Raw genomic sequence first — 20551 nt, 5'->3', positions numbered from 1 at the left:
CTATTCCTGAGGAGCTTGCGGGGTTTCGGCGCTGTTCCAGCCGCCACCTAGCGCGAGATAGAGTTGCACCAGCGCCTGAGCCTGGTCGGCCTTCGCACCGGACAAGCCATTCTGAGCCGAGAGCAACGAGCTTTCCGACGTATTGAGCGTGGTGATGTCGGTCAGACCGGCGCGATACTGGCTGCGCGCGAGGATCGCGGCATTGTTCGACGCGTCGAGCTGGATCGCGAGCTCGCGCTGGCGCGCCTTGGCGGTATCAAGCGCGGTCAGGGCATTCTCGACATCCTCGAGCGCGGTCAGCACGGTCGACTTATAGGCAGCGAAAGCGCCGTCGGCCGCTGCCTTGTTGGCGCGCACCACCGAGCGGTTGCGCCCGCCATCGAAGATGGTCTGCGCGATATTGGCGAACAACCGGCCCGTGATGACATCGGCGAGCGAGCTGAGCAGCCCGGCATTGGTGCTGATGCTGCCGCCGATGCTGAGCGCGGGATAAAGCTGCGCCTGCGCCACGCCGATCCGCGCGGTCGCCGCGGCAAGATTGCGTTCCGCGGCGCGCACGTCAGGTCGCTGACGGATGACATCGGCGGGAACCCCGACCGGAACGCTGGCCGGGCCGCCGGGGATTGGCGCCACGGCTTCCAGTTCCGCCTTCAGCGCGCCCGGGGCCTGGCCGGTGAGCACGCCGAGCCGGTTGGCGGCTTGCTGGAAATTCTGTTCGAGCGTCGGGATCTGCGCGGCGGTCTGCGCACGCTGTGCCCGGGACTGTTCGCTGTCGAGCGAAGAGACGAGCCCGGCCTGGACCCGGAAACCGGCGATTTCGAGATTGTCGTCCTGGATGGCGAGCGACCCGCGCGCGATCGCGAGGCTGGCCTGAGCGGCACGCGCCAGCACATAATTGCGCGCCACTTCGGACGCAATCGAGGTCTGCACCGAAGCGAGATCGAAGCCGCTCGCTTCATACGCGCCGCGCGACGCCTCGACCGAGCGCCGCACGCCGCCGAAGATATCGACCTGATACGACACGTCGCTCGACAGGGAGTAACTCTGGTTGACGATTCCGGCATTGGTGACGCTGCCGAAACTGCGCCCCTTCACATCGACGTTGCGCGAATAGCCCGCCGATGCGCCGACATTGGGCAGCAGATCGGCGCGCGACTGGACCAGCGATTCCCGTGCCTGACGCAAGCGCGCCACGGCCTGGGCGATATCGAGATTGTCGCGCCGCGCCCGATCGACGATCGAATTGAGCAGCGGATCGTTGAGATTGGTCCACCACGTCGCGATGTCGGGTAACGTGCCCGCTTGCGCCGGGGTCGAATAAGCGTTCGGCACGCCAAGCGACGCACTGGCCGGCGGCGTATAGTTCGGGCCGACCGCGCAGGCCTGAAGCGGCAAGGCGATCACGAGCAGCAAGGAGATACGCGACCTGATCATGCTGCTCAAATGGTCGCGGGCGTGGTTTAGGTCCATCGATTTATTGTCGCAATTTGTCGCTTACGCTGTTGTGAACGAGTTGCCCGATGATTCCGAGCGGCGATTTCTCCCTGTTCCTGGCCGTTATCAGGGCTGGTATCAGTTCTTCTCTGGCCAGATAGTCGAATCGCGCAGATTTTCCTGTTTCATGGCAAATAGATAAGGCAATATTCCCGATATCGAACAATAGGGGATTTCGGCGGAATAGCCGGGAGCGGAGTTTCTCTGTCATTCCCGGACCAGCAAAACTGCACGGAGATAGGGCTGCCTGACCCGCCGCGCCCGACAGAGTTTGCGACATATTCGTGCCGTGAAAGAGCCGGATCGAGCCCGCACGGGATCGATCCGGCGAGATTCTGACCCGAGTCCGGCCGATCTTGAATCATGCGTCGTCATCCTCTCCCTCATAAAGCAACGGAGGAGAATCGAACCGGTACAGACTCGCTTGCAAAGCGGCGTTTCCGCGCTATTTCTCGGGTCATTGAAGGGGGCTTCATCACAATGTTTATTACCGTGTTAGCGGTTCTTGCGGTCGCGCAGGACGCGCCGCCAAGCCAAGCAGCCACGACCGTTCCGGCTGTCGTGTCACCTCTCCCGGCGCCAGCGTCGAGTGTTTGCTGCACGGTACCGACCGGATCGGTGGTCGAGATTTCGATCGATGAACCGCTTGATTCCAAAACATCAGCGATCGGCCAGCGCTTCGCCATTCATTTGACCACGCCGCTCCAACTCAGCGACGGCCATTTCGTCATCGCCGCCGGAACGAAGGGCGTGGGTGAAGTGATCCATGCGGCACGCGCGCACATGGGCGGCAAGGCCGGCGAATTGCTGCTCGTCGCCCGTTATCTCGACGTCAACGGGGTCCAGGTGCCGCTGCGAGGTTTTCGCCTTGGTGGACAAGGCAAGGATAATACCGGCATCGTCATGGCGGCGACCGTTTCCATCGGTGTCGTTGGCATGCTGATCAGCGGCGGCGAGAAACGCGTGGCGCCCGGCACGATCGCGATCGCCAAGATCGCCGTCGATACCGTTCTGCCGCCGCTGGCGCCCGAGGTGGCGGCTCCGTCGTCAGCAACGGTTTCACCGTCAACCGCCGCCCCATCATCAACCACCCCCTCATCAACCACCGCAGTACCGGCCGTCACCAACAGGGAGAATCAAAAATGAAGATTAATCGGATTGCGATCCTGAGTCTGCTCCTCGTCGCTCCGGCGCACGCGCAGGATGCGCCAGCCGCCGCCCAGGCGACAGCGGCTCCCGCCGCGGCATCCACGCAAAGCGGCAAGATCGCCGGCATGTTCGATCCTCCACCCGCGGGAAAAGGCCAAATCATCTTTTTCCGCCCCGGTGGCGGCGGCGGCATGGTCGGTTGCATGGTTCGTGAAGGCGAAGCCGCGAGCGAGACGCATATCTCGAAGCTGACCGGCAATCGCTATTTCATCCATTATGCCGACCCGGGCGTGCACAAATATTGGGTGAAGAGCGAAGCGACTGATCGCCTCAATCTCGAGATCGAGCCGGGCGAAACCTACTTCGTCAAGTGCAAGATCTCGATGGGCCTGATGGTCGGCCGGCCGAACCTGTCGCCGTCGGACATTGCCGAATTCGAGAAGGGCAAGAAGAAGATCAAGTTGATGGATCCGGAAAAGCAGGTCGACAAGAACTTCACACCTGCCGCGGCAGCGACCAAGTAAGAAACCGAAAGGGGCCGGCGGCATTCCACCGGCCCCTTTTGCTTATTCCATTTCCAGGATCACGGCGTCCACGGCCAGGCTGTCGCCTGGTTGGGCATTGACCGTCTTCACCGTGCCGGCCTTTTCCGCGCGCAGAATGTTTTCCATCTTCATCGCCTCGACCACCGCAAGCGGCTGACCGGCCTCGACCTTGTCGCCGGCCGCGACGTCAAGCCGCATCAACAGGCCGGGCATCGGACAAAGCAGGAATTTCGACAGATCGGGCGGGATCTTCTCGATCAAATGCTCGGCATAGGGCGCGACATGCGCGGGCAGGACGCGAACCACGTGCGCCGCACCGCGCGCGGTCAGCCTGAAGCCGCCACGGGTGCGGGCAATGCGCACCGACAGATCTTCGTCGCCAATCTCGGCCTGCACGACGCGATCGCCGGGGGTATATTCGAGCGCGATGTCGAGTTCTTCACCATCGACGATGACACCGTCAGTCGAGATCGACACATCATGGTCGGTACCATCGATCCTGACCGACCAGTCGGCGGGCGGGCGCAAGCGCTTGCCCAGTTGGCCGTCGATGCGGCGCGCGCGATCCGCTTCCGCCGTAGCGGCAAAGGCGGCGATCGCCGACAGGCTGCGCAACAGATCGGCGCTGGCGGGCGCACCGTGGAAACCGTCGGGATATTCCTCGGCGATGAAGCCGGTGGTGATATTCCCATCGCGAAAACGCGGGTGCTGCATCAGCGCCGAGACGAAATCGATATTGTTGCCCGGTCCCTCGATCTCGAACGCGTCGAGCGCAGCGATCTGCTGGTCGATCGCCGCGATCCGGGTCGGCGCCCAGGTGATCAGCTTGGCGATCATCGGGTCGTAGAACATCGACACTTCGCCGCCCTCGCGCACGCCGTCATCGACGCGGACATAGGCACCGCCATCGGCCTTGACCTTGCCATAGGCCGGCCGCGCATCTTCGGGCGGATTGTAGCGCACCAGCCGGCCGATCGACGGCAGAAAGCCGCGATAGGGATCCTCGGCGTAAACGCGATTCTCGATCGCCCAGCCGGTCAACGTGACATCGTCCTGCGTGAAGCCGAGCGGTTCGCCGGCGGCAACACGGATCATCAGCTCAACCAGGTCAAGGCCCGTGATCGCTTCGGTCACCGGGTGTTCGACCTGCAAACGCGTGTTCATTTCGAGGAAGTAGAAGCCCTGCCCCGTGGTGTCGGCACCCGAGACGATCAGTTCGACCGTGCCGGCGGAAAAATAGCCGACCGCACGCGCCAGTGCGACGGCCTGCTCGCCCATGCTCTTGCGCATTTCGGGCGTGACGAAGGGCGATGGCGCCTCCTCGACCACCTTCTGGTGACGGCGCTGGATCGAGCATTCGCGCTCGCCGAGATAGACGATGTTGCCGTGTTGATCGCCCATCACCTGAATTTCGATGTGGCGCGGGCTTTCGATGAATTTCTCGATGAACACGCGGTCGTCGCCGAAACTGGCAAGCCCTTCGCGCTTGGTCGCCTCGAACCCTTCGCGCACATCCTGTTCGCTATAAGCCAGCCGCATGCCCTTGCCGCCACCACCGGCCGATGCCTTCATCATCACCGGATAGCCGATGTCGGAGGCAATCTTCACCGCTTCATCGGTGTCGGCGATCTCGCCCAGGAAACCGGGCACGACATTGACGCCGGCGGCCTTGGCCAGCTTCTTGGATTCGATCTTGTCGCCCATCGCGGCGATGGCCTTGGGCGGCGGGCCGACAAAGGCGATGCCGGCCTCGGCACAGGCCTTGGCGAAGCTCTCGCGCTCGGACAGGAAGCCGTAACCGGGATGGATGCAGTCCGCGCCGGTTTCCTTCGCCGCGAGCAGGATCAGATCGGCGAGCAGATAGCTTTCGCCCGCCGGCGGCGGCCCGAGCCGGACGGCTTCATCGGCCATCAGCACATGCGGCGCGCGCGCATCGGCGTCGGAATAGACCGCGACCGTGGCGATGCCCATCTTCTTGGCGGTGCGCATAACGCGACAGGCGATTTCGCCGCGATTGGCGACCAGGATTTTCTTGAACACGCGAATTACTCCAGCACGCCTCGCCACCAGGGCAAGCGATAGATTTCAACGTTAATTAGCATGGTCGCAGCTGGACCGGCCTCGCGGTCAGCAGTCAGATGCAATCGGCGAGTGAGCGAAGGCGTCCACCACCATTCTTCGTTCTTGTCCGGCGCATGTTTCGTTACGTGCGAGAGTGCGCTTCTCATCTCATTGAGAGCGGGTGCGACGGCGGGCTTGACCATCAACGCACAAGTCCAGACGCCCTTGACAGACTGACCGCGAAGGAGCTCTGCGTTTGGCAGTTCCCAGACATCAAGCTCAAGCGGATTGGCCGCGTTTGCGGTGTGCGTCCTGCCTGCCTTCCAGCCGATGGTCTTGAGGTCAGCCTCAAACTCGCCCAGATCATCAACGGGGCCGAAGCATTGCCGCTCAACAAAACGCGCAATCTTCGTCGCGTTACCGTTCAAGTCTGTAACGGACAGAGCCGGAATCGACGATGAGTCTGATCCGTTCGTGCAACCGCCGACGGCCAAGACGCAAGTCGCGGCAAGGATGAGGCATGCACGCTTCACTCAGCCGCGCCCCGCATCGCAATGAACCCAGGCGACGGCAAGGTCCGTCCCGATGCGCACAACGCGATTTGTGAATGGCGGATTTTCTTGAACATCAGCTAGCTTTTCGTCGACGGAATAGGAGCCACAGCGACACCAGATAGAGACTGGCCGACATGGCCAGAATGAGCTGACCGGCGCCTTCCTTGCCGTCGAGACACTGTCGCATCGCCTGTGGCTCGGGGAAGCAATCTCCCATTTGGCTGAACCCGAATACAAGGCCAGTCAGGATCACGAACGCAAAGGTGATCGCTCCAACGGCAATAATCTTGCCACCGCTCACGCTGCTATCGCTCGGATCTGCAGGGCGGCGGCGAAGATCAATCCTGCCCTCACTTCCACACCAACTCGCGCAACTGCGCCGTCCGTGCCCCGCTCAGCCGCGCCTTGCACTGCGCCTGCGCCATGGGTTGCGCCGAACCGCCAGCGAACTGGCCGCCCTCGATCACGCACTGGGTATCGCGAAACTTCAGCCAGGCGCGCTGGCTCGCCAGCAGCGCCGGGGCATAGCCGAAACCGCCGCCGCGCGACGTGTTCTGCGCATCGCGCCGCTTCATATAGGCATAGGTCGCGGTCCATTGCCGGGTCATCTCGGCATCGGCGCGCTGCGCCGCGCTGCCAGCGCATTGCGTCATGTCGGCCTGAGTTTGCGGATCGGCGCAATTGAGCGGCGCTGCGGCGAGCAGCGAGGCGATCAGCAGCATGTCTTTTCCTTCCGCATCGGTTCCGCGCCCTGCATCGGTCGCAGGCCGAGCCGGGCGAACATGGCCGCGTCGGCATCGTCGCCGGCATTGCCGCTGGTGAGCAACTTGTCGCCGGTGAAGATCGAATTCGCGCCAGCCATGAAGCACAGCGCCTGAGTCGCATCGGACATGCTTTCGCGGCCCGCCGACAGGCGCACCATGCTCATCGGCATGGTGATGCGTGCAACCGCGACGGTGCGGACGAATTCGATGTCGTCGATCTTGGCCAGCGGCGTGTCGGCGAGCATGTTGCCCAGCACGGTGCCCTTGATCGGGATCAGCGCATTGACCGGTACGCTTTCGGGATGCCGGGGCAAGGTCGCCAGAGCATGGACGAAACCGACGCGATCGGCGCGCGTCTCGCCCATGCCGACGATCCCGCCGGAGCAGACATTGATGCCCGCGCTGCGCACATTCTCCAGCGTATCCAGCCGGTCGGCGAAGGTGCGCGTAGTGATGACCTGATCGTAACGCTCGGGCGAGGTGTCGATATTATGGTTGTAGTAATCGAGCCCCGCCTCGGCGAGCATCTCCGCCTGTGACGGGGTGAGCATGCCAAGCGTCATGCAGGTTTCCAGGCCCATCTGGCGCACCCCCTTCACCATTTCGATGATTGCCGGCATGTCGCGATCCTTGGGGTTGCGCCACGCGGCGCCCATGCAGAAGCGCTGGCTGCCGCTGTCCTTTGCCTGCGCCGCCATTTGCAGCACGGCGCGCGGATCCATCAGCTTGGTCGCCTTCACGCCGCTGTCGGCGGAAGCGGATTGCGAGCAATAGCCGCAATCCTCCGGACAGCCGCCGGTCTTGATCGAGAGCAGGGTGCAGAGCTGCACTTCGCCCGCCGCGTGGTGCGCGCGGTGAACGGTCTGGGCGCGGAAGACGAGGTCATCAAACGGAAGGTCGAACAGCGCGGCGATTTCGGCGCGGGTCCAGTCAGTGCGGACGTCCCCCGTCATCCTCGCGAAAGCGGGGATCCCGCTGCCTTGGATCTGGGTGGAATCGTCACAGGAAGAAGAAGCGGGATCTCCGCTTTCGCGAGGATGACGGGCGGTCAGTGTATCACTCATTCAGCAGCCTCATCGATTGGGGGCATATTGTGCCCAAGCAGCCTAAGCACTTCGCCCGCCGCGTTAACCAGGTTGGTGCCCGGCCCGAAAATTCCCTGCACGCCCGCATCGCGCAGATATTGATAATCCTGTGCCGGAATGACGCCGCCGGCGATCACCTTGATGTCGCTGCGCCCCGCATCGCGCAGATGGCCGATCAGTTCGGGGATCAATGTCTTATGCCCCGCCGCGAGACTCGAGGCCCCGACCACATCGACATCCGATGCGATCGCCAGATCGGCCGCCTCTTTCGGGGTCTGGAACAAGGGACCGGGCACGACTTCGAAACCGAGATCGCCGAACGCCGAGGAGACGAGATTGGCGCCGCGATCATGCCCGTCCTGGCCCATCTTGGCGACAAGCAGGCGCGGGCGGCGGCCCTTGCGCTGAGTCAGCGAGCCGACGCCATCGAGCAGGCCCTGCCAGCGTTTGTCGAATTCATGCGCCCCGCCATAAATGCCCGAGACCGGCGTCGGCTTGGTGCCGTAGCGGCCGAACACATCTTCCATCGCGAGGGAGATCTCACCCAGCGTCGCGCGCTGGCGAGCGCACTCGACCGCGAGGCCAAGGACATTCTCGGTGCCGCGCGCGCCGTCGCGCAGTGCGTCGAGCGCGGCGCGGCATTTGTCCTCGTCACGACCGGCTTTGGACTTCCTGATGCGGGCGATCTGCGATTCACGCACCGCCACATTGTCGACGTCGAGGATGTCGATCGCATCTTCCTCGGCCAGCTTATATTTGTTGACCCCGACGATCACGTCCTCGCCCATATCGACGCGCGCGGCGCGGCCGGCCGAGGCTTCCTCGATCATTGCCTTGGGCCAGCCAGCGGCGACCGCCTTGGCCATGCCGCCTTCGCTCTCGACGCGCTCGATGATCTCCCACGCCTTGTCGTAGAGTTCCTGCGTCAGGCTTTCGATATAATAGGAGCCGCCGAGCGGATCGACGACCTTGGTCATGCCCGTCTCTTCCTGGATCACGATCTGCGTGTTGCGCGCGATGCGGGCGGAGAAATCGGTCGGCAACGCGATCGCTTCGTCGAGCGCATTGGTGTGCAGGCTCTGCGTGCCGCCGAGCATCGCCGCCATCGCCTCGATCGTGGTGCGGATGACGTTGTTGTACGGATCCTGCTCGGTCAGCGACACGCCGCTGGTCTGGCAGTGCGTGCGCAGCATCTTCGAGCGCTCGTCCTTCGCCCCGAGATCGGTCATCACGCGGTGCCACAATTTGCGCGCCGCGCGCAGTTTCGCGACTTCCATGAAGAAGTTCATGCCGATCGCGAAGAAGAAGGACAGCCGCCCGGCAAAGGCATCGAGATCGAGCCCCGAGGCCATCGCCGCCTTGGCATATTCGCGCCCGTCGGCGATGGTGAAGGCCAGTTCCTGGAGCTGCGTCGCCCCGGCTTCCTGCATGTGATAGCCGGAGATCGAGATCGAATTGAACTTCGGCATGTGCCGCGATGTGTAGCCGATAATGTCCGAGATGATCCGCATGCTTGGCTCGGGCGGGTAGATGTACGTGTTGCGGACCATGAACTCCTTGAGAATGTCGTTCTGGATCGTGCCGTCGAGCAGTTCCTGCGGCACCCCCTGCTCCTCGCCCGCGACGATGAAGAAAGCGAGGATCGGGATCACCGCGCCGTTCATGGTCATCGACACGCTCATCTTGTCGAGCGGGATGCCATCGAACAGGATCTTCATGTCGTCGATCGTGTCGATCGCCACGCCGGCCTTGCCGACATCGCCGGTCACGCGCGGATGGTCGCTGTCATAACCGCGATGCGTGGCGAGATCGAACGCGACCGACAGCCCCTTCTGCCCGGCGGCGAGATTGCGGCGGTAAAAGGCGTTGGAGGCTTCGGCGGTCGAGAAGCCGGCATATTGGCGGATCGTCCAGGGCCGACCGGCGTACATCGACGCGCGCACGCCGCGCGTGAACGGCGCGAACCCGGGCAAGCCGGGATCGATCTCCGCCACATCCTCTTCGGTGTAGAGCGGCTTGACCGTGATGCCCTCAGGCGTCGGCCAGTTGAGGTCCTTGCCCTTCACTTCCTTGGCGGCCGCTGCCTGCCATTGGTCGAGGGTGGGCCCGGTTGTGGGTTTATCGGTCATCTCAGCTTTTCCAACTGATTATGGTCGCGCAGGATCGCGACAAGCGCTTCGGCATTGCCCCTGGCATCATTGAGCGGATCGTGATCATGCACGGTCTGGCGCAGTTTCTTCCAGCCCTGCGTATTGCCGAAATTGGCGGTCAGGCCGGCGTAAAGATCACCGATCCGGCGTGCCGAAAAGCCAAAAGGATTGGCGATACCGGCCATCGAGAAGCCGTGGTTGATCCATTGCCAGTCGAACGCCGGATTGTCCGACCAGAACACGACACGATCGGCATCCAGCGTCGTCAGCCAATGGTTGAATTCAATCATCGCGGTCGCAAGGTTCTGCGTCGCTTCGGCAACGTGGCGCTCATGAGTCATGCCAATCGACGCATAGGCAGCGTCGTTATGCACGTCGGAATAAGGTTGGATCGTTGCAGAACGCCAGCCGCGCGACAAAGCCGCTTCGGCGACGAAAGCGCCAAAACAGATCATGCTGCCAAAGCCGGGACATGGGCCGGATGCTTCGCAATCGACGATGACATGCGCCTTCATGCCAGCACTTCCATGGCTGTCCAGCCGAAGCGCGATGCCGAAAAATCGGCTTCGAACGCATGCACATTACCCCCGCCGGGGTGGCCGCCTGCCGCCACCTGATCGTGGCGTCGGTCGATCGGGTCGCCGGTGATGGCGCATTTCAGCAGCGTGCCGACGCCGCCATGACCAACGAACAGGATCGTTTCGTCATCGGCGCGATCCGACAGGCTGCGCCGGACGGCACGCGCGATACGGGCCTGCGCATCGACCGCGCGTTCCCAGCCGCGGACCGATTGCCCGGGCTGCGCGAAGAACTGGTCGGCGGTCGCCTCGAACTCGTCGGGTGGCAGAAAGCCGGTCGCGGAGCGGTCATTCTCGTGCATGGCGGCAACCACTTCGACCATGGCGCCGGTCATCGGGGCGAGGATCTCCGCCGTTTCGATTGCCTTGCGCTCTCCGCTCGAAACGATGCGGCGGACAGTTGCCAGCCACTCGCGACCCGCAAGCGCGGACAGCCGCTCACGGCCGGCGTCCGACAACCCCCAATCGGGGACCGGGACTGCCGGATCGACCCTGACCTGCGGGTGGGAAAGATAATAAGCGATCGCCACGGCCGGGTCTCAGACGCCCTTGAAGCTGGGTTTGCGCTTCTGCAGGAAGGACACCCCCCCCTCCATCGCATCGGCACTGTCGCCGGCAATGCGCTGGCCATTGGCCTCGCGCGTCAGCGCCTCGGCATAAGTGCCGTCCATCGCGGCAGCGATGTTGCGGCGCATGATGCCAAGCGCGAGGCTCGGGCCGGCGGCGAGCCGGTCGGCCAGCGCCAGCGCTTCGTCGAGCAATACCGCATCGTCGACGCATTTGTGGATCAGGCCCCAGCTTTCGGCTTTCTCCGCGCCGATCTTCTCGCCGAGCAGCATCATTTCGGTCGCGCGTGCCTTGCCGACCAGCCGGGTCAACATCCAGGACGCGCCGCCATCGGGCACCAGACCGATATTGACGAACGCCTGGAGGAAATAGGCCGAGCGACCGGCGAGCACGAAATCACCGCACAAGGCGATCGAACAGCCAATACCCGCGGCGGGACCGTTGACCGCCGTGACGATCGGCACGTCGAGTTCGGCCAGCTTGATCATCGTCGGATTATAGTGGCGGGTCAGCGCATTGTAGGACCGGCGCCCACCGCTGATCGATCCCCCACCCCGCGCTTGCAGGTCGGCGCCGGAGCAAAAGGCACGGCCCGCGCCGGTGATGACGACCGCGCGTGCGCCGTCGAGATGGTCGAGTACAGCGCCGATATCGTCCGCCATTTGCGGCGGCGCGGCGTTGAGCCGCTCGGGCCGGTTGAGCGTGATCAGCAGCACGTCGCCGCGCCGCTCGGTCAGGATCGTTTCGAATTCAGGCACCATCTTCTCCGTCTCAATGACCGCCGGCGGGCGTTTCCATCAGCTCGACCAGCATCCCGCCGAAATCCTTCGGATGGACGAAGACGATCGGCGTGCCGTGTGCGCCGATGCGCGGCTCACCCAGCACCGTTGCGCCCTTCGCCTTCAGGTCAGCGACCGCCGCATGGATATCGGGCACTTCGAAACAGACATGATGCTGCCCACCCGCCGGATTCTTCTTCAGGAAGCCGGCGATCGGCGAGCTGTCGTCATAAGGCTCGATCAACTCGATCTGCGTGTTGGGCGTATCGATGAAGCACACTTTCACGCCCTGCGCAGGCAAGTCGAACGGCGCGCCGATCACGGTCGCGCCGAGCAATGTGCGATAGGTCTCGATCGATTTTTCGATCGATGGCGTCGCGACCCCGACATGATTGAGACGGCCCAGCGTCACTGTCGCCGACGTCACTTCTTGGCCGGCGGTGCGGGCGGCGGCGGCACCGTGCCGAGCGTGTAACCGCAAGCCGTGAGCACCTGGCGGATCGGGGCATCGGTCGCCGGGCCGTCAAAGGTCGCGGAGAAGGCGAAGTTGGTCGCGTTGGTGGTTTCGACCGTGATCGTCTTGGCCTTGGCCAGCCCGGTGGTCAGCGCGGTGACGGGCGTGGCGCCGGCGATGAAAGCGGCACTACCGCGAAACTGCCAGCCATCGGCGATCGCCGGGCCATTGTTGAAGCGCATCGCGACCTGCTTGTCGGCGAACTCGCCACTGTCGGCGGCGATCTGCAATGTCTGTTTGGTGATGAATTGCACCGACACGATCGATTCGGCGCCGCGATCGCACTTCACGACCAGGCGCGACGATCCATCGCGCGCGATGACCGAGGTCGTCGTCGTCGCCACCCCCGCGGCGTCGGTGCGCTCACGTATCGCCCAGGGGACAGGCGCTGCCGGTGCCGGTGGCGCCGGAGGTGGGGGAGCCGCGACGGGAGCCGGCGCGGCCGCTTGCAGGGCGAGCAGAAGGAATGGGAGCATGGGTTCTACCTCCACGGAAAAGTCAAAGCGGAATGTTGTCGTGCTTCTTCCACGGGTTCTCGAGTGCCTTGCCCCGCAGCTTGCGCAACCCTAGCGCAACGCGCCGCCGGGTCGAGTGCGGCTGGATCACCTCATCGATAAAGCCCTTCGATGCGGCGACGAACGGATTGGCGAAGCGCGCCTCATATTCTGCGGTCCGCGCGGCGATTTCCTCCGGGGTCTTGCCGCGGAAGATGATCTCGACCGCGCCCTTCGCGCCCATCACCGCGATTTCGGCGGTCGGCCAGGCATAATTGAGATCGCCGCGCAAATGCTTCGAGGCCATCACGTCGTACGCGCCGCCATAAGCCTTGCGCGTGATCACGGTGATCTTGGGCACGGTCGCTTCGGCATAGGCGAAAAGCAGTTTCGCGCCATGCTTGATGATGCCGTTCAGTTCCTGGCTGGTGCCGGGCAGAAAGCCGGGCACGTCGACGAACGTCACGATCGGAATCTCGAACGCATCGCAGAAGCGCACGAAGCGCGCGGCTTTCTTCGACGAATTAATGTCGAGGCAGCCGGCCAGCACCATCGGCTGATTGGCGACAATGCCGATCGTACGGCCCTCGATCCGGCCAAAGCCGATGATGATATTTGCGGCATGGGTCGGCTGCACCTCGAAGAAGTCGCCTTCGTCGACGGTCTTCCGGATCAGCTCATGCATGTCATAGGGCTGGTTGGCGCTGGCCGGGATCAGCGTGTCGAGACTTTCCTCGATCCGGTCCCACGGGTCCGAGCTGGGGCGTTCGGGCGGGGTTTCGCGGTTCGACGCGGGCAGGAAGTCCACGAAGTCGCGGGCCGCGAGCAGCGCCTCGATATCATTCTCGAACGCGACATCGGCCACGCCCGACTTGGTGGTGTGCGTCACCGCACCGCCAAGCTCCTCCTGGGTGACGATCTCGTTGGTCACGGTCTTCACCACGTCGGGGCCAGTGACGAACATATAGGAGCTGTCCTTCACCATGAAGATGAAGTCGGTCATGGCGGGGGAATAGACGGCGCCACCCGCGCATGGCCCCATGATCAGCGAAATCTGCGGCACGACACCGCTGGCCAGTACATTGCGCTGGAACACCTCGGCATAGCCGCCGAGCGAAGCGACACCCTCTTGGATGCGCGCGCCGCCGGAATCGTTGAGGCCGATGACCGGCGCGCCGACTTTCAGCGCGGTGTCCATGACCTTGCAGATTTTCTGCGCGTGGCGTTCGCTGAGGCTGCCGCCGAACACGGTGAAGTCCTGGCTGAACACGAAGACCAGCCGGCCGTTGATCGTGCCCGAGCCCGTGACCACGCCGTCACCGGGGATAATCTGGTCCTGCATGCCGAAATCGACGCAATTATGCTCGACATACATATCGAGCTCCTCGAACGACCCTTCGTCAAGCAGCACGTCGAGCCGCTCGCGCGCGGTGAGCTTGCCCTTCGCATGCTGGGCGGCGATGCGTTTCTCGCCCCCGCCCATGCGCGCCGCCTGACGCTTGCGTTCGAGTTCGGCAATGGTCGACGACATGCGGCTCTCCGGCAAAGTGCGTGGCCTCTCTTTCAAGGAGTCGGCGCTTTTGCAAATGTGAACTTGCGAAGTTGTGAAGAGTGAGTTTGCGAAGTAGAGCCGCAACCATCGATGCCCCGCCCTACCCGCCTCTTCGCCGGAGAACAGCTCCGCGCATTGCGCCAGTCGGTCGGATTGAACCAGGCGGCAATGGCGGCGCGGCTCGGACTGTCGGTCAGCTATCTGTCGCAACTCGAAAGCGGCGCCCGCCCGCTGACCCCGGCGGTGACCGCGACACTCAGGCGCAACCATCCGAATGCACTTGCCGCAATCGAAGACAGCGCGCCGGCGATGCGAGTGGCATCGCTCGCCGAAGCGCTGGCCGACCCCTTGTTGCCCCCTGCCCCGCCGCCCGAGGCGATCGCGCGGCTGGCCGAAGAGCGGCCGGAAATCGCCGACCGCATCATTGCGCTGCACGGCGCGGTGCGCGCGGCGGAAGAACGGCTGCAAATGGTCGAGGAGACGATCTCCTCGGGCGCGGGCGGGCGGATGCCGTGGGAGTCGGTGCGCGACTGGTTTCATGCGGCGGGCAATTATGTCGATCCGCTCGATCGCGCGGCCGAGGCACTGGCGAGCGCGCTCGGACCCGGCGAGGCGGTGATGGTTGCCGCGCTGGCGCGGCACGGCATTGCGATCGAAACGGCGCCGGGCGACCCCGCCCCGATCCGCGCCTTCGATCGTGGGCGCGGATTGCTGACGCTCGGCGGCGCATTGCCGCCCGAGAGCCGTCGCTTCCTGATCGCGCATCAGCTGGCCGCGATCGAGTTCGACGCGGCGATCGAAACGATCGTCGCCAGCGCGCCGCTGGCAAGCGATGCGGCACGCAATCTGCTGCGCATTGGCCTCGCCAATTATGCCGCGGGCGCGCTGATGATGCCCTATGGCGCTTTCCGGGTGGCGGCGCGGGCGGCGCGGCACGACATCGACCGACTGTGCCGCAGCTTCGGGGTGAGCTTCGAACAGGCATGTCACCGCTTGTCAACGCTGCAGCGGCCCGGCGCGGAGGGCATCCCATTCTATTTCTGCCGCGTCGACATGGCCGGCAACATCACCAAGCGGCACAGCGCCACACGCTTCCAGTTCGCGCGCTTCGGTGGCGCTTGCCCATTATGGATCGTGCATGAAGCGGCGGCGATCCCCGACCGCATCGTCGTGCAGCATGCCGAGACGCCCGACGGGGTGCGCTATGTCTCGATGGCCAAGGGACTGGTGAAGCCATCGGGCAGCTTCACGCGCACGCCGCGTCGCTATGCCGTGACGCTCGGCTGCGAGGCGGAACATGCCGCCGACTTCGTCTATGCCGATGCGCTCGACCGCAGCGCGCCGGCGACTCCGATCGGGATTTCATGCCGGCTGTGCCCACGCGACGATTGCGACCAGCGGGCATTCCCGCCGGCGGACCGGAGCATTGCGGTCGACCCCGATTTGCGTGGAACCGTGCCGTACAGAGTGGTCTAACGCTCGTCCCCGGCATGGGGGAGCTAGACCTTCACGATGCCCAGATCGATCAGGCTGCGCGCGGTATCGACGATCGAGTCCTCGGCCGGGCGGGTCTTCCAGCCGAAGCGATCGAGCGCATGCGCCGAACTGGCCGAACGAGTCCGGCCCAGTTCACCCACGACCTCCTGCAGGGCAGCGTCGAACAGCGCCATCACGCGCAACACGAAATCGGGAATGTTGCGCGTCGGCACCTTGCGCCCCTGTGCACCAAGCCGATCGCGCAGAATGGCGCCGACGTCCCGGATCGCCATGAACGGGCCCGCCGCGATGAAGCGCTCGCCAGCCATGCCCGGCGCGGTCAGCGCACGGACATGAAGATCGGCAACATCACGCACATCGACCACCGCGACGCCGAGGCGCGGATAGCCCGGCACGCCGCCGCCGATCAGCCGCTTGATGATGTCGATCGTGATGGTGAAATCGGGACCGAGCACCGGCCCCAGAATGAGCGACGGATTGATCGTGCAATATTCCATTGCGCCGCCCTCGGCAGCGATCCAGTCGCGCGCCGCGCGTTCGGCAATGGTCTTCGATTTTGCGTAAGCGCTGACGCCCGGCGCCGTGACATCGCTCCAGTCGGCTTCGGTGAAGAGCCGGTCCGGATCGGCATGGCCATAGACGATCGCCGCGATCGAGGACGTCTGGACGAAGCGCTTGACCCCGGCCGCCTTGGCGAAGCGCAGCGCCCTGAGCGTCCCGTCACGCGCGGGCACGATCAATTCGTCTTCGTGATATTTGGCCCGGCCCGACGGAATCGGCGATGCGACATGCACGACGTGACTGCACCCGGCCATCGCCTCGGCCCAGCCGGTGTCGCTGGTCAGATCGGCGGCAAAAAAGGCCAGTTCCGGCCCCGGCACGCCAAGCGCCGCACGCACCTCCGCCTCGCGTCCGGGCGAGCGCAGCGTGGCGCGGACGGTCCAGCCTTCCGCCACCAGCTGCCGGATCACATAGCCGCCGATATAGCCGCTGCCCCCCGTTACCAAAACCGTGCCCGCCATCGCCCCGCTCCTGTCGATAAGTGTCAGATCTTCACGATGCCCCGATCGATCAGGCTGCGCGCGGTATCGATGATCGAGTCCTCGGCCGGCCGGGTTTTCCAGCCCAACACCTCGAGCGCATGGCTGGAATCGACCGCGCGGACCCGGCCCAGTTCGCCGAGCACCTGGCGCAGGCCGCCGTCGAACAATGCGATCAGCCTGACCAGGAAATCGGGCACCACATGTTTCGGCACTTTCTTCGCATCGGGCCCAAGCCGGTCGCGCAGCACCTGGCCGACCTCCTTCATCATCATGAACGGCCCGGCCGCGATGAAGCGTTCATTGGCGATCCCCGGCGTGGTGAGCGCGCGGACATGAAGGTCGGCGAGATCACGCACATCGACCACCGCGAAACCGAGCCGCGGAAAGCCCGGGACCGACCCGTCGATCGCGCGTTTGACGAACTCGATCGAGGTGGAATAGTCCGCACTCTGCACCGGACCGAGCACCGCGGACGGATTGACCGAGCAATATTCCATCGCCCCGCCATTGGCCGCGATCCAGTCGCGCGACGCGCGCTCGGCAATCGTTTTCGACTTCGGATAGGCCGCCACCTTAGGCGAAGTCACGTCGGTCCAGTCAGCCTCGGTGAAGGGTCGCGTCAGATCGTCGCGGCCATAAGCAATGGCGGCGACCGATGAGGTCTGTACGAAACGCTGCACCCCCGCCTCCTTGGCGAAGCGCAGCGCGCGGAGCGCACCTTCGCGCGCTGGAACGATCAGCTCATCCTCATGCTTGACCGCGCCAGCCGGGAAGGGCGACGCAACATGCGCGACATGAGTGCAGCCGGCCATCGCCTCGGCCCAGCCCGTATCGTTCATCAGGTCGGCGGCGAAGAATTTGAGCTCCGGCCCCGGTACGCCGAGCGTGTCGCGCACCTCCGCTTCGCGCCCGAGCGAACGGACCGTGGTGTGAACGGTCCAGCCTTCGCGAACCAACTGCTGAATGAGATAACCGGCGATATAGCCGCTGCCGCCCGTCACCAAAACCGTGCCTGCCATCGATCCACTCCAGCCGAAGTAAATAAAGTTTTATATTGAAACCTAACTTATGGCAAGCAGGGCCTTGCATTCGCCCACCACCCCCCGGCAAATGGGCGGGCAGGAGAGCGTTACATGACCGATCAGTCCCTCTACCCCGTCACCCCCGAATGGGCGAAGCGCGCGCGGTTCGATGCGGCGGGATATGAGCAGCTGTATGGACGGTCGCTCGCCGATCCGGGGACTTTCTGGCTGGAACAGGCACGCCGGCTCGACTGGATCAAGCGACCGGAGATCGCCGGCGACTGGTCGTTCGACGAAGCGGATTTCCGCATCCAATGGTTCGCCGACGGGCGGCTGAACGTCGCGGCGAATTGCCTCGACCGGCATCTGGCGAAGCGCGGCGAACAGGTCGCGCTGATCTGGGAACCCGATGAACCGAGCGAACAGCCCAGACGTTTCACCTATCGTCAGTTGCATGCCGAAGTGTGCCGCTTCGCCAATGTGCTGAAAGCCCAGGGCGCGAAGAAGGGCGACCGCGTCACCATCTACATGCCGATGATCCCCGAGGCCGCGTTCGCGATCCTCGCCTGTGCGCGGATCGGCGCGATCCATTCGGTGGTGTTTGGCGGCTTCTCGCCCGAGGCGCTGGCGGGACGGATCACCGATTGCGATTCGAGCATCGTCGTCACCGCCGACGAAGGGCGCCGCGGCGGCAAGAAAGTCCCGCTCAAGGCCAATGTCGATGCCGCCGCCGAGCGCGCACCGGCATTGAAAAAGGTGATCGTGGTCCGGGCGACCGGCGGCGACGTCGCGATGCGCGAAGGGCGCGACGTCTGGTATCATGACGCTGCGGTGGATCAGCCGATAACCTGCCCGCCCGAGCCGATGGGCGCGGAAGACCCGCTGTTCATCCTCTACACCAGCGGATCGACCGGCCAGCCCAAGGGCGTGCTGCACAGCAGCGGCGGCTATCTGCTCTGGGCGAGCCTGACGCATGAACTGGCGTTCGACTATCGCCCCGGCGATGTGTGGTGGTGCGCGGCCGATATCGGCTGGGTCACCGGGCACAGCTATATCCTGTACGGCCCGCTCGCCAATGGCGCGACGACCTTGATGTATGAGGGCCTGCCCAACTGGCCCGATGCGAGCCGCATCTGGCAAGTGGTCGACCGACACAAGGTCCATACCATCTTCACCGCACCGACCGCGTTGCGCGCACTGATGAAGGATGGCGACGAATTCGTCACCCGGACCGACCGTTCGTCGCTCAAGCTGCTTGGCACGGTCGGCGAACCGATCAATCCCGAAGCGTGGCGCTGGTATCATGACGTGGTCGGCGAAGGCCGCTGCCCGATCATCGATACCTGGTGGCAGACCGAGACCGGCGGGGCGATGATCGCGCCGATGCCGGGCGCGACCGATCTGAAGCCGGGCAGCGCGACACGGCCAATGCCGGGAGTCGATCCGCAACTGGTCGATGCCGAGGGCGCAGTACTGAACGGCGCAACCGAGGGCAATCTGGTCATCGCGCGGAGCTGGCCGGGGCAGATGCGCACCGTATGGGGCGATCACAACCGCTTCTTCCAGACCTATTTCACTACCTATCCGGGGAAGTATTTCACGGGCGACGGCGCACGCCGTGATGAGGATGGCTATTGGTGGATCACCGGCCGCGTCGATGACGTGATCAACGTCTCCGGTCACCGCATGGGCACCGCCGAAGTCGAATCCGCGCTGGTGCTCCACCCGCAAGTCGCCGAGGCCGCGGTGGTCGGCATGCCGCACGACATCAAGGGTCAGGGCATTTATGCCTATGTCACGCTCAACTCGGGCGAGACGGCGTCGGACGAGCTACGCGCCACGCTGATCAAATGGGTCCGGGGCGAGATCGGGCCGATCGCCGCGCCGGACAAGCTGCAATTCGCGCCGGGCCTGCCCAAGACGCGGTCGGGCAAGATCATGCGCCGTATCCTGCGCAAGATCGCCGAGGGCGATGTGTCGTCGCTCGGCGACACCAGCACGCTGGCGGATCCGGCGGTGGTTGACGACCTGGTCGCTAACCGGGTGGTGTAAAACGCTGATCGTCCTCAACAAGGCCCAAGGTCAGATCCCATGCGCAAAACCGGCAGGACAAAGGCGCTCTATGCGGGATCGTTCGACCCGATCACGCGCGGACATCTGGACATCATCGGCAAGGCGCTGATGACGTTCGACGCTGTTCACGTCGCGATCGGGACAAACGTCAGAAAACAACGAGCCTTTGATGTCGAGGAAGGCCGGCGGCTTATCGTGCGGTCAATTATGGAACATTGGCCTGAGGCAATCCCGGCGATTGATGCCGCCGCCTCGAGCGAATTGCTGTTCGATGGCGCGCTGGAGGTCGGCGAATTCACCAATCAAAGCCTGATGCGCTATGCCCGAAAGATCGACGCAACGCACATCGTACGAGGGCTTCGTGAAGCCAGCGACTTCAACGAGGAATTCAACTTGCACGGCGTGGCCGAGCGCATCGATCCTTCGATACCCATGGTGCATTTTATCTGCGAAGCTCAGTTCCTGCATATATCATCCAGCACAGCGAAAGAGCTGAACGCCGTGGGTGAGGCAATTGGCTGGCTGGTCATGCCCTGTGTTGAGGCTGCCCTTGCCGCACGTCGCGGATGAATCGCGACAACTTACTGACGCAGAGAACCTCCACCAGCAGTCACGCACGAGACGATTGAG

The 20551-nt window shown here is 64.1% G+C and carries 20 protein-coding genes; 5 read left to right on the top strand and 15 right to left on the bottom strand.

The window, feature by feature from the left end; translation table 11 throughout:
* A complete protein-coding gene (locus OO12_RS05260; RefSeq protein WP_200887382.1) occupies window positions 1–1434 on the bottom strand; it encodes an efflux transporter outer membrane subunit in 1434 nt (477 codons plus the stop codon).
* Window positions 1435–2112: 678 nt separating this feature from the next.
* On the opposite strand from OO12_RS05260, the gene OO12_RS26730 reads away from it, so the two are divergent.
* Together OO12_RS26730 and OO12_RS05250 are read left to right on the top strand one after the other, a co-directional pair.
* Window positions 2113–2640, top strand: a complete 528-nt coding sequence (locus tag OO12_RS26730) for a hypothetical protein (RefSeq protein ID WP_052215564.1) — start codon at window positions 2113–2115, stop codon at window positions 2638–2640.
* Complete coding sequence (locus OO12_RS05250; RefSeq protein ID WP_034157546.1) at window positions 2637–3167, top strand: hypothetical protein; 531 nt, start codon at window positions 2637–2639, stop codon at window positions 3165–3167. Before OO12_RS26730 ends, OO12_RS05250 begins: the two co-directional genes overlap by 4 nt.
* Window positions 3168–3209: 42 nt before the next feature.
* On the opposite strand, the gene OO12_RS05245 is transcribed toward OO12_RS05250, so the two are convergent.
* The 12 genes from OO12_RS05245 to OO12_RS05190 form a co-directional block, all read right to left on the bottom strand.
* On the bottom strand, window positions 3210–5228 hold the full coding sequence (locus tag OO12_RS05245; RefSeq protein WP_034157545.1) for an acetyl-CoA carboxylase biotin carboxylase subunit: 2019 nt from the start codon (window positions 5226–5228) through the stop codon (window positions 3210–3212).
* 5 nt (window positions 5229–5233) lie between these two features.
* Entirely contained in the window at window positions 5234–5677 is a 444-nt protein-coding gene (locus OO12_RS05240) for a hypothetical protein (protein WP_034157544.1), read from the bottom strand.
* Window positions 5678–5876: 199 nt separating this feature from the next.
* A complete protein-coding gene (locus tag OO12_RS05235; RefSeq protein ID WP_034157543.1) occupies window positions 5877–6104 on the bottom strand; it encodes a hypothetical protein in 228 nt (75 codons plus the stop codon).
* A 49-nt stretch (window positions 6105–6153) separates the two neighbouring features.
* Window positions 6154–6525, bottom strand: a complete 372-nt coding sequence (locus OO12_RS05230; protein WP_034157542.1) for a lysozyme inhibitor LprI family protein — start codon at window positions 6523–6525, stop codon at window positions 6154–6156.
* Window positions 6516–7520: a biotin synthase BioB gene (gene bioB / locus OO12_RS05225; RefSeq protein ID WP_034157541.1), complete on the bottom strand. Its 1005-nt coding sequence runs from the start codon at window positions 7518–7520 to the stop codon at window positions 6516–6518. The genes OO12_RS05230 and bioB overlap by 10 nt, the downstream gene beginning before the upstream one ends.
* A gap of 107 nt (window positions 7521–7627) precedes the next feature.
* Window positions 7628–9781 (bottom strand): methylmalonyl-CoA mutase, encoded by a 2154-nt coding sequence (scpA, locus tag OO12_RS05220; protein WP_034157540.1) that lies wholly within the window; start codon window positions 9779–9781, stop codon window positions 7628–7630.
* Window positions 9778–10317: a 3'-5' exoribonuclease domain-containing protein gene (locus tag OO12_RS05215; protein WP_034157539.1), complete on the bottom strand. Its 540-nt coding sequence runs from the start codon at window positions 10315–10317 to the stop codon at window positions 9778–9780. Before OO12_RS05215 ends, scpA begins: the two co-directional genes overlap by 4 nt.
* Entirely contained in the window at window positions 10314–10910 is a 597-nt protein-coding gene (locus tag OO12_RS05210) for a histidine phosphatase family protein (protein ID WP_082006351.1), read from the bottom strand. The genes OO12_RS05215 and OO12_RS05210 overlap by 4 nt, the downstream gene beginning before the upstream one ends.
* A gap of 9 nt (window positions 10911–10919) precedes the next feature.
* Window positions 10920–11708: an enoyl-CoA hydratase-related protein gene (locus OO12_RS05205; RefSeq protein WP_034157538.1), complete on the bottom strand. Its 789-nt coding sequence runs from the start codon at window positions 11706–11708 to the stop codon at window positions 10920–10922.
* Between the two features lie 10 nt (window positions 11709–11718).
* The gene (mce, locus tag OO12_RS05200) at window positions 11719–12138 is read right to left on the bottom strand and encodes a methylmalonyl-CoA epimerase (protein WP_034157626.1); all 420 of its coding nucleotides are present in this window, start codon (window positions 12136–12138) and stop codon (window positions 11719–11721) included.
* 11 nt (window positions 12139–12149) lie between these two features.
* Complete coding sequence (locus OO12_RS05195; protein WP_052215563.1) at window positions 12150–12716, bottom strand: hypothetical protein; 567 nt, start codon at window positions 12714–12716, stop codon at window positions 12150–12152.
* A 22-nt stretch (window positions 12717–12738) separates the two neighbouring features.
* Window positions 12739–14265 carry an acyl-CoA carboxylase subunit beta gene (locus tag OO12_RS05190; protein WP_034157537.1) on the bottom strand — a complete coding sequence of 509 codons (1527 nt, stop codon included), beginning with the start codon at window positions 14263–14265 and terminating at the stop codon, window positions 12739–12741.
* 111 nt (window positions 14266–14376) lie between these two features.
* Between OO12_RS05190 and OO12_RS05185 the strand changes: the two genes are divergently transcribed.
* Complete coding sequence (locus OO12_RS05185; protein WP_034157536.1) at window positions 14377–15762, top strand: helix-turn-helix domain-containing protein; 1386 nt, start codon at window positions 14377–14379, stop codon at window positions 15760–15762.
* 23 nt (window positions 15763–15785) lie between these two features.
* Here the strand turns inward: OO12_RS05185 and OO12_RS05180 are convergent, their stop codons facing one another.
* Both OO12_RS05180 and OO12_RS05175 read right to left on the bottom strand, forming a co-directional pair.
* Window positions 15786–16805: an SDR family NAD(P)-dependent oxidoreductase gene (locus OO12_RS05180; RefSeq protein ID WP_034157535.1), complete on the bottom strand. Its 1020-nt coding sequence runs from the start codon at window positions 16803–16805 to the stop codon at window positions 15786–15788.
* A gap of 23 nt (window positions 16806–16828) precedes the next feature.
* A complete protein-coding gene (locus OO12_RS05175; RefSeq protein ID WP_034157534.1) occupies window positions 16829–17845 on the bottom strand; it encodes an NAD-dependent epimerase/dehydratase family protein in 1017 nt (338 codons plus the stop codon).
* A gap of 114 nt (window positions 17846–17959) precedes the next feature.
* Between OO12_RS05175 and acs the strand changes: the two genes are divergently transcribed.
* Window positions 17960–19900: an acetate--CoA ligase gene (acs, locus tag OO12_RS05170; RefSeq protein WP_034157533.1), complete on the top strand. Its 1941-nt coding sequence runs from the start codon at window positions 17960–17962 to the stop codon at window positions 19898–19900.
* Between the two features lie 39 nt (window positions 19901–19939).
* Window positions 19940–20491: a pantetheine-phosphate adenylyltransferase gene (gene coaD / locus OO12_RS26725; protein ID WP_052215562.1), complete on the top strand. Its 552-nt coding sequence runs from the start codon at window positions 19940–19942 to the stop codon at window positions 20489–20491.
* Window positions 20492–20551: the final 60 nt, after the last annotated feature.

This window comes from Sphingomonas sp. ERG5 (assembly GCF_000803065.1).
In the GTDB taxonomy this organism is placed as follows: Bacteria; Pseudomonadota; Alphaproteobacteria; order Sphingomonadales; family Sphingomonadaceae; genus Sphingomonas.
The sequence above is the reverse complement of the archived record's forward strand: the minus strand, read 5'-3'. Positions and strand labels throughout refer to the sequence as shown.